The organism is Streptosporangium sp. NPDC051023, from assembly GCF_040689595.1.
In the GTDB taxonomy this organism is placed as follows: Bacteria; Actinomycetota; Actinomycetes; order Streptosporangiales; family Streptosporangiaceae; genus Streptosporangium.
In genome coordinates, this window is sequence record NZ_JBFBCE010000044.1 from 43,214 (window position 1) to 52,408 (window position 9,195).

At 73.1% G+C, this 9,195-nt stretch carries 7 protein-coding genes; 5 read left to right on the forward strand and 2 right to left on the reverse strand.

Annotated features, from left to right (window positions below):
- Positions 1 to 15 precede the first annotated feature (15 nt).
- From AB0395_RS27010 to AB0395_RS27025, 4 genes are read left to right on the forward strand one after another with little or no spacing between them, the layout of a single operon-like run.
- Complete coding sequence (locus AB0395_RS27010) at positions 16 to 3,486, forward strand: FtsX-like permease family protein (RefSeq protein ID WP_366285340.1); 3,471 nt, start codon at positions 16 to 18, stop codon at positions 3,484 to 3,486.
- The gene (locus AB0395_RS27015; RefSeq protein WP_366285343.1) at positions 3,483 to 6,077 is read left to right on the forward strand and encodes an FtsX-like permease family protein; all 2,595 of its coding nucleotides are present in this window, start codon (positions 3,483 to 3,485) and stop codon (positions 6,075 to 6,077) included. The genes AB0395_RS27010 and AB0395_RS27015 overlap by 4 nt, the downstream gene beginning before the upstream one ends.
- Positions 6,078 to 6,079: 2 nt before the next feature.
- Positions 6,080 to 7,150 carry an ABC transporter ATP-binding protein gene (locus tag AB0395_RS27020; protein WP_366285346.1) on the forward strand — a complete coding sequence of 357 codons (1,071 nt, stop codon included), beginning with the start codon at positions 6,080 to 6,082 and terminating at the stop codon, positions 7,148 to 7,150.
- A complete protein-coding gene (locus tag AB0395_RS27025; RefSeq protein WP_366285349.1) occupies positions 7,140 to 7,841 on the forward strand; it encodes an ABC transporter ATP-binding protein in 702 nt (233 codons plus the stop codon). Before AB0395_RS27020 ends, AB0395_RS27025 begins: the two co-directional genes overlap by 11 nt.
- Here the strand turns inward: AB0395_RS27025 and AB0395_RS27030 are convergent.
- Both AB0395_RS27030 and AB0395_RS27035 read right to left on the reverse strand, forming a co-directional pair.
- Positions 7,822 to 8,190, reverse strand: a complete 369-nt coding sequence (locus AB0395_RS27030; RefSeq protein WP_366285352.1) for a hypothetical protein — start codon at positions 8,188 to 8,190, stop codon at positions 7,822 to 7,824. The genes AB0395_RS27025 and AB0395_RS27030 overlap by 20 nt on opposite strands.
- Positions 8,191 to 8,317: 127 nt before the next feature.
- Positions 8,318 to 8,653, reverse strand: a complete 336-nt coding sequence (locus AB0395_RS27035) for a metalloregulator ArsR/SmtB family transcription factor (RefSeq protein ID WP_366285355.1) — start codon at positions 8,651 to 8,653, stop codon at positions 8,318 to 8,320.
- A gap of 359 nt (positions 8,654 to 9,012) precedes the next feature.
- On the opposite strand from AB0395_RS27035, the gene AB0395_RS27040 reads away from it, so the two are divergent.
- On the forward strand, positions 9,013 to 9,180 hold the full coding sequence (locus tag AB0395_RS27040; protein WP_366285358.1) for a DUF3073 domain-containing protein: 168 nt from the start codon (positions 9,013 to 9,015) through the stop codon (positions 9,178 to 9,180).
- Positions 9,181 to 9,195: the final 15 nt, after the last annotated feature.

Below are 9,195 nucleotides of genomic sequence, written 5' to 3' on the forward strand. Positions count from 1 at the left end.
CGGGGAGGCGGTGCCATGCCGGGGCGCACGGTGTTGGTGTTCCGTCGCTCGTTCAGTGAGCCGCTGCTGCTGTTCGCGGCCTTCGGTGCGATCCTGCTCGCCACCACGACGCTCGTCGGGCTGACCATGTACGCCACCACGGTGGTCGACGCGGGCGTCCGCCGCACCCTGGAGACGGTCCCGATCGAGATCTCGGGAGCCGTGATCAACGCGCCGGTGCACACCGGTTCCTTCGACGCGACCGACCGGGCCCTGCGCGCGCAGGTCGCCGAGACCTACGCGGGCGTGCCGGTCTCGGTGACGGTGAGCGGCCAGTCGGTCTCCTACGCCATGCCGGGTCAGGAGCGCAGGGCAAAGCCGGAGCTGCTGCGGTTCGGCGTGCAGCAGGGACTCGCGGAGCAGGCCCGACTCGTCCGGGGCGCCTGGCCGGACGCGGGCGGGACCGGAACCGGGAACGCGACCGGTGAGACAGACGGGACCGGAACCGGGACCGGGAACGCGACTGGCGGGACAGACGGGACCGGGACCGGGACTGGGAACGCGACTGGCGGGACAGACGGGACCGGGACCGGCGCGACAAGCGGGAGCGGGGGTGGCGCGGGCGAGGACGGGATCGTCGAGGCCGCGATCACCGAGACCGTGGCGCGGGACACCGGGTTCTCCGTCGGGGACGTGTTCACGATCGAGGGACGGCTCGACCAGGCGAAGGTCCGCGTCAGGATCGTCGGCGTCTTCGAGCTGCGGGAGCCCCGCTCCGGCCGCTGGAACGGCCAGGCGCTGCTCGCCCGGGGCGTCGAGATCGGCGACTACGTCACCCACGGGCCGCTCATGGTGTCCGAGCGGACGTTCCTGCGGCGGTTCGTCGCGGGCACGTCCGTGACCTGGCTGGCCGTACCCGACCTGCGCCCGCTCCCGAGCGAGCGGCTGCGGCCCTTCGCCGCCGAGGTCGGCTCCCTCCAGAAGGTGCTCAGGGCGCGGCCGGGCTGCGAGGGCTGCTCGCTGTCCACCCGCCTGCCGGAAAGGCTCACCCAGCTCGCCACCGCGACCCTGGTCGCCAGGTCGACCATGCTTGTCCCGGTGCTGCAGTTGCTGCTGCTGGCCGCCTACTCGCTGACGCTGACGGCCCGGCTGCTGGCCGACCACCGGCGGATGGAGACGGCGCTCCTGCGCTCCCGGGGGGCCGGGGCCGTACGGCTGGCGCTGCTCGCCGCGGGCGAGGCTCTGCTGGTCGCGCTGCCCTGCGCCGTGGTCGCCCCGCTCCTGGCCCTCCCACTGCTCGGGGCGGTCAACGCGCTTCCCTGGACGGGAACGTCCGGGACGCCCATCGAGGTCGGCGCGGGGCCGGCCGTCTACCCCGCCGCCTACGCCGTCTCGGCGGCGGTGGCGCTGGGCTGCGCCGTGCTGATGACCCTGCCCGCGCTGGGCGGCGCCCGCCGTACCTATGTGGCCGAGCAGGGGACGCGCGGGCGCGGTGAGCGGTACGGCCTGCTCCAGCGGGCGGGCGCGGACGTGGTGCTGCTCGCTGTCGCCGCGCTGGCGGTGTGGCAGATGCAGCGCTACGGCGCCCCGGTCACCACGACCGCCGGAGGCGAGCTCGGCATCGACCCGCTGATCGTGGCCGGCCCCGCAGTCGCCCTGCTCTGCGGAGGCCTGATCGGGTTGCGCTTCGTGCCTCCGGTCTCCCGGATCGCCGAGCGGCTCACCTCCCGCCGCGCCGACCTGGCGCCCGCGCTGGGAGCCTGGCAGGTCAGCCGCCGTCCCGCGCGCTACTCGGGACCCGCGCTGCTGCTGACCATGGCGATCGCGATCGGCGTCGTCAGCATGGCGACCACCGCCACCTGGCGCGACTCCCAGGAGGACCAGGCCAGGCACCAGGCGGGAACCGACCTGCGGGTGGCCTCGCCGCCGGACAACGCGGAACTGGGACCGCTCGGACGGGCGGCGGCCTACGCGGCGCTGCCGGGCGTGACCTCGCTCAGCCCGGCCTACCAGGTCGGAAGCGAGCTGGCGGGCGAGGAGACCAACCTGCTCGCCGTCGACGGGAGCGAGCTGCCCGGCATGCTCAAGCTCCGTCCCGACCTGTCGGGCGACCCGGTCGGCGTGCTCGCGCGCAGGCTCACCGCGGCGCGCCCCCGGCTGCCGGGACTGCCGATCCCGGGCAGGCCGGAACGGCTGCTCGTGCGGACGCGGCTCGCGGCCGACGACCCCGCGCTGGCCGAGCCGTACGGGTCGGCCTCGCTGACGCTGGTGATCGCGGACGGCGAGAACGTCCGGCACCCGGTCCGGTTCACTCCCGGCCTGGGGGAGCGGGAGACGGCGATCGACCTGGCGGCTCTGCACGGGCGTGGCGGACGGCTGACCTACCCGCTGACCGTCGCCGAGATCGTCGCCGACGTGCCGCTGCCCCCGGTGGGGACCGGTTTCGAGACGGCCGTGCTGCGCATCGAGACGGGCGAGGGCGCCCAGGTGGGACCGGCGGCGGGGATGCGGCTGGCGCACGGGATCACGGCCGAGCTCGCGATGGAGCAGAGCTATGAAACCGGGCACGGACTGTTCGCCGCCGCGTTCGGGGTCCCGCCGCGCCGCGAGATCTACGACACGCTCGCCCCGCAGCGGATCACGGTCGTGCCCGTGCCGCGGGACGTGCCGGACAAGGCCCTGTTCCCCGGTGAGGGCGCTCCGCAGGGCACCTACCTCGGCCCGCTGCCGGTGATCCTCACCGCCGACCTGGCCGCCAGGCAGCACCTGGTCACGGGCTCGACGGCCAAGGTCACCCTCGACCGGCGGAACACCGTGATCAAGGTCGCCGGGATCGTGGACGAGCTTCCCGGGACGCCTTCTGACAAACCGGCCGTACTGCTCGACTGGCAGACCATGCAGGCGTGGGACCTGTTCGGCCACCGCACCCCCCGCCTGCCGACCGAGTGGTGGCTGGGCACGGGCGGGGCGGAGACCGCGGCGGCGGCCGAACAGCTCGGCCGTCACCCCGCGTGGGATGTGACCGTGGTCGACCTGTCCTCCCTGGCGGGCGGGCTCAGGGACGACCCGCTCGCGAACGGCCTGCGCGGCGCGCTGGTCCTCGGCTTTCTCGCGGCGCTCGCCTTCGCCCTGCTCGGCTTCGTCGTCAACGCCGCGGTCGCGGCCAGGGAGCGCATGGCCGAGTTCGCCATCCTGCGGGCCCTCGGCGTCGGCTTCCGCCAGGTGTTCGGGCTGCTGGCGGTCGAGCAGGCCTTTCTCATCTGCCTGTCGCTGACCGCGGGCACCACGGTCGCCGTGGTCGTCGCCTCCCTGGTCGTCCCGCACATCGTGCTGACCGGCCAGGCCGCCGCCGTCACCCCGCGGGTGCTGCTGGACATCCCCTGGACCGCCACGCTGGCCCTGTTGGCCGCGGTCGCCGTGCTGCTGTTCGTGATCGTCGCCGTGCTGGCCCGCGTGCTGCGGCGCCAGGGCATGGGCCGCGCCCTGCGGATCGGGGAGGACCGATGAACCCCTGGACACTGGTACGGGTCAACCGGGGTGTCGCCGCCGTGCTCGGCCTGCTGGTGCTCAGCGCCTGCCTGCTGGTCGCCGCCCTGCCCAAGGTCACGCAGTCCGCCTACGACGAGGCGCTGCGCGACACCATGGCCGACAGCGAGCCGAGCCGTACCGACCTGGTCGTGTCCAGCCGGCGTCGCAGCAGCCCAGACATACCGCTCACCCCCGAGACCCTGCTGGGGATGGAGCGAAGGTTCAGGGAGGCGCTGCCCGCCGAGCTCCACCCGGTCGTGTCGCCGCTCGGCACGGGTGGCAGCCACTACGGCGTGTACAAACGCGAAAACCCCATCATCTCGGTGGACGGCGAGATCCGCTCCCACGAGTACCTGGACCTGGGCTGGCTGTCGGACTCCGCCCGGCGTGTCCGCTACGTTGCGGGCCGTCCCCCGGGGCCGCCGGAGAAACTGGACGGCGGGCCGCTGCTGGAGGTGGCGCTGGCCAGGAAGGCCGCCGAGGAGATGCAACTGTCCGTCGGCTCGACCGTGCTGCTCGGCGGTCTGGAGAAGCTGGCGGCCCGCGTCAGCGGGCTGTTCGAGCCGCTGGACCCGGCGAATCGTTACTGGGCGCACAACGTGGCCGTCCACCAGGTCATGAAGGTCACCAAGCCGGGGGCGGACATCCCCGACTCGTACGCCACCGGGCTGGTTTCCGACGCGAGCCTGCCCGAGCTGGGCAGGCTGTACCGCGACACCACCTACCGGTGGGTGATCGGCGTCGACGGCCCGTCGGTCACGACCCTGCGGGCGCCCGAGCTCGTCGAGGCGGTGCGCGCCTTCCGCGGGGCCGTCCCCGTCGTGATCGACGGCCCCTCGCCGGGCTCCCTCGAAACCACGCTCGACGACCTGCTCACCGGGCACCTGGCCCGGCTGCGCGTCGCCGAGTCCCTGCTCCTCCTCGTCGTCGGCGGGCTGCTCGCCGTGGCCCTCGGCGTGATAGCGCTGGCCGTCCGGCTGCTGGCCGAGCGGATGCGTCACGGCCTGGCCCTCCTGCGGGCCAGGGGCGCCTCTCTGGCCCGGATCGCCGCGACGACGACGGCGACGGTCTCGGCGGTCGCGGTGCCCGCGGCGGCGGCCGGATACGCCCTGTCCTACGCGATGCCGGGCCCGGTCACCCCGATCGTGCACCTCGGGCCGCTCGCCGTCGCGGCCGCCACCGCGCTGCTCGCCGCCGGGCATGCCGTCACCCATCGGTGGCCGCAGACCGACCGGCGTGACGACGTCGTCGCCTCGCGTCCCTCGCCCCGGAGGATCACGGCCGAGGTCGCGGTCGTCGTGCTCGCCCTCGCCGGGACCTACCTGTTGCGCTCACGTGGGCTCACCACCCAGGTGGACGAACGGGGCTCCGACCCCTTCCTGCTCCTGGTACCCGCCGGGCTGACCCTGGCCGTCGCGCTGGTCGTGGTGCGCTGCTATCCCTACCCGCTGCGCCTGGCCGTACGGCTGGCCGGCAGGCTGCGGCCCGCCGTACCCTTCCTCGGCCTGACCCTCGCGGCCAGGGCCAGGCCCGCCGCGACGCTGTCCGCGCTGATCCTGCTCCCCGCCCTCGCGGTCGCGGTGTTCGGCGCCGTGATCTCCGGCGGGCTGGCCATGGCACAGAAGACCTCCGCCTGGCAGCAGGTGGGCGCCCGCGCCCGCCTGGACAGCTACCTTCCCGTCCTCCCGGAGACGGTCGAGCGGATCAGGCGGCTTCCCGGGGTGCGGTCGGCCGTCACCGCGAGGCGGACCATCGCCATGCTGAGCACCGACCGGCAGCAGGTCACCCTGCTCGCGATCGACGTCCCCGCCTACCGGGCCGTCCTGCGCGACGGCCCGCTCGTCCTGCCGGACGCGCCGGTGCTGATCTCGCCCGACCTCGCCGACCGCGGCACGCTCCAACTGCTCGGCACACCCCCGCGCACACTGACGCCCGGCGGGGTCGTCACCGGCCTGTCCCGTGTGTACGGCGGCGGCCCGCTGGTCCTGGCCCCGCCGGACGGCTCCTCGCCCAACACGGTGTTCGTCGACGGCGACGGCCTGGACGCCAGGCGGCTCCTGGCCGCCGCGGGCCTGCCGGGGGCACAGGTGACGACCCTCGACGACGTCCTCGCCGACATCGTCGGAACGCCGTTCACCGCGACGATCGAGCGCGCCTTCAGCATCGTCACGATCGCCCTGGCGGGCTACGCGCTGACCGCCGTGTTCGTCGCCCTGGTGACCGGCGGGGCCGACCGCGCGGGCGCCCTGTCCCACCTGCGCGCCCTGGGACTGTCCCAGGCCCAGGCCCGCCGCCTGACCGTGCTGGAGATCTCCCCGATGATCGTGCTCACCGCCGTCGCCGGGCTGCTGCTCGGCCTCGCGCTGCCCGCCGTGCTGGGGCCGGGCGTCGACCTCAGCGCCTACACCGGAGGCCTCACCGTCGAGGCCTACCCCGCCGACCTGACCGTGCCGGTCCTGCTGGCCGCGGGGCTGGCGGCGGCGGCCGTGCTCGGCGCCTTCGCGTACGCGGCTTTCGGCCGTGGGCGTCCGCTGGGAACCGCCCTTCGAGGACTCCGAGGAGGAGAGTGACGGTGAGCCGACCGACCGAGCCCGACGCGCCTGACATATCCGACGTGCTGCCGTCCTCGCTGGCCGAGCTGGAGGCCGAGGCCGTACGGCACAGCCCCGCCTTCGGGGAGGGCGCGCACATCCTGTGCGACAACCTGGTGCGCATCTACAAGACGGAGGGCGTCGAGGTGGTCGCCCTGCAGGGGCTCGACCTGCTGATCGACGCCGGTGAGCTGGTCGCGGTCGTCGGGGCCTCAGGCTCGGGCAAGTCCACCCTGCTCAACGTGCTGTCCGGGCTGGACGTGCCGACCGCGGGGGTCGCCAGGGTCGCGGGGGTCGACCTGCTGGCGATGACGGCGCGCGACCGGCTGAGGTACCGGCGCGAGGTGGTCGGCTTCGTCTGGCAGCAGACCGCCCGCAACCTCCTGCCCTATCTGACCGCCGCGGAGAACGTCGAACTGCCGATGCGCCTGGCGGGCGGGCGGCGCGGGCGGCCGAGCCGTACGACGCCGCAGGCGACGCGAAAGGGCACGCGCGCGCGGGCAGGGGAGCTGCTGGAGCTACTGGGCGTCGGGTACTGCGCCAGGCGCAGGCCGGGGGAGATGTCCGGCGGTGAGCAGCAGCGGGTGGCCATCGCGGTCGCCCTCGCCAACTCCCCGCAGGTCGTCCTGGCCGACGAACCGACGGGTGAGCTCGACAGCGAGACGTCGGAGGAGGTGTTCGCCGCGCTGCGCAGGGCCAACCGCGAGCTGGGCGTCACCATGGTGATCGTCACCCACGACACCCTGGTCTCCGGGCAGGTGGACCGGACCATCGGCATCAGGGACGGGCGGACCAGCAGCGAGACGCTCCGCCGCGCCTCCTCGGACGGCCTGGTCGTCGCCGAGGAGTACGCCGTGCTCGACCGCGTCGGCCGTCTGCAACTGCCCAGGGACTTCATGAACGAGCTGGACATGGAACGCCGCGTTCGTCTGCGGCTGGAGAACGACCACATCGGCGTCTGGCCGGAGGAGACGGGCGGCCGGCGGGCGGAGGCCGGGGACGGCGCCGGCCGGGCCGGTGGCGAGCCGGGAGGGGCCGAGGATGGGGCGTGAGGAACCGCTGGTCGTCGTCGAGGGGCTGCGCAGGGTCTATCGGAGCGGCCCGAAGGAGGTCGTCGCCCTGCACGAGGTGTCCTTCGAGGCCCATCCCGGGGAGCTGGTCGCGATCCGCGGCCGCTCGGGATCGGGCAAGACCACCCTGCTCAACCTGGTCGGCGGCCTGGACCGCCCCGACGCGGGCCGGGTCACGGTCGCGGGACACGAGGTCACCTCACTGACCGAGGAGGGGCTGCTGGCCCTGCGCAGGGACGTGGTCGGCTTCGTCTTCCAGTCTTTCGGGCTGATCCCCGTCCTGTCGGCGGCGGAGAACGTCGGCGTGCCGATGCGGCTCGTCCGCACCCCGGTGGCCGAGCGCGAGGAGCGCGTCCGCGTGCTGCTCGCGCTCGTCGGCCTGGCCGACCACGCCGGTCAGCGCCCCTACGAGCTCTCCGGAGGCCAGCGGCAGCGGGTCGCCATCGCCAGGGCGCTGGCCAACCGTCCCCGCCTGCTGATCGCCGACGAACCGACCGGTCAGCTCGACTCGCAGACCGGCCGTCAGATCATGCGGCTGATCCGCGCCGTTGCCCGCAGCGAGGGCGTGACCGCGCTGGTCGCCACCCACGATCCCGCGCTGATCACCCTGGCCGACCGGGTCCTCGAACTCCGCGACGGAGCCATGCGTCCGGTCAGCGAGGTCCCAGGTTGATCGAGCCGAACACGTCGCCCGCCTGGATCACGGAGCCGTGGATCCGGGCGTCGCCGCTTATGGTGTTGGAGACGTCGTGGCTCTGCCGGATGACCTTTGCCGTCTCGGAGGTCCAGGACTCCAGCGCGTCCTTGAACGCGGGATCCGTCGCGGCGCGGTCCACGAGGATTCCGGTGATCTCCTCCGAGGTGTCGCCGGTCGCCCCCTCCAGGGCGGCCACCTCGTCAGAGCCGTCTCCGAACCGCTTCCTGGCGAGCGTGACCAGCGAGGTCCACGCGTTCTTGCCGACTTCACCCGCGGCACCGCCGACCAGGGCGGAGATGATCGCAGTCAGTACGGCCGGGTCCATGTCGGCTCCCTGTGCTCTGCTCGTCTTCGGCTTCCGGCTCCGGGAAAGTTCTGTCGTCCCGCGCATCTCCGATTTCCCGCGTGCGCCGGTGACGATTATCCGGGCGTGCGCGGTGGATGGGAAGAGCTCAGGGGTGAGGCTCGGAGCGCAGTTCGGCGAGCAGCTCGCCCTGGCCGGCCAGCAGGTCCGCCAGGATCCGGCGCGCGGCGACCATCAGGTCGGCCACGTCCGGAGTCGACAGCGCGTACACGACGGTCGCCCCGTCCCGGGTGGCGTTCACGATGCCCGCGCGGCGCAGCACCGCCAGCTGCTGGGACAGGTTGGAGGCCTCGATGTCGAGTTCGACCAGGAGGTCCCGGACCGGCAGGGGGCCACGTTGCAGCAGTTCCAGCACCCGGATGCGGAGCGGATGCCCCAGCGTGCGGAAGAATTCGGCCTTGACCTGGTAGAGCGGCACCGGCATGATCAGGACGCTCCGTCGATCTCATCGACGCGCGCCCGCGGCTCTGTCGCGAACTCGGTCATGCGGCCCACTTCTCGTGGATCGGCGACCCGTTGTACCCAACCCAGGAACACAAGACACTTATGATCTGGCAAATTGCATAATTGTTCAAATCGTCAGGTTTCTAGGTAGGATAAGCCAGTGTTCTGTTCCCCAACGCCGCCCGGCCAGCCCCGATCCCGGTCGATTCGAGGATGAGGCAGGGCGCCGCTGGGTACGGGTACCGGCGAGCACAGCCTGACCTGCCGCGCCAGGCTGGATTCGCCGGCGACGCGATGGTGACAAGAGGTCGAGCACGGCCTGCGTGAGGAGTACAGCCAATGGGGCGGGGTCGAGCCAAGGCGAAGCAGACGAAGGTGGCGCGCGAGCTGAAGTACAGCAGCCACGGGATTGACCTCGATCGGCTGCGTGAGGAGCTCAGCGCGGGCGCTGGCTCCACGGCGGACGACCGGGCGGAGGAAAACACCGAGGAACTGCCCAACCGGTAGTTCCCGCATCCGGAT

Bases quoted from the DNA above. Each gene is read 5' to 3' on its own strand.
- AB0395_RS27035 (WP_366285355.1), bottom strand. From the start codon at position 8,653: ATGCCGGTGCCGCTCTACCAGGTCAAGGCCGAATTCTTCCGCACGCTG.
- AB0395_RS27030 (WP_366285352.1), bottom strand. From the start codon at position 8,190: ATGGACCCGGCCGTACTGACTGCGATCATCTCCGCCCTGGTCGGCGGT.
- AB0395_RS27015 (WP_366285343.1), top strand. From the start codon at position 3,483: ATGAACCCCTGGACACTGGTACGGGTCAACCGGGGTGTCGCCGCCGTG.
- AB0395_RS27025 (WP_366285349.1), top strand. From the start codon at position 7,140: ATGGGGCGTGAGGAACCGCTGGTCGTCGTCGAGGGGCTGCGCAGGGTC.
- AB0395_RS27040 (WP_366285358.1), top strand. From the start codon at position 9,013: ATGGGGCGGGGTCGAGCCAAGGCGAAGCAGACGAAGGTGGCGCGCGAG.
- AB0395_RS27010 (WP_366285340.1), top strand. From the start codon at position 16: ATGCCGGGGCGCACGGTGTTGGTGTTCCGTCGCTCGTTCAGTGAGCCG.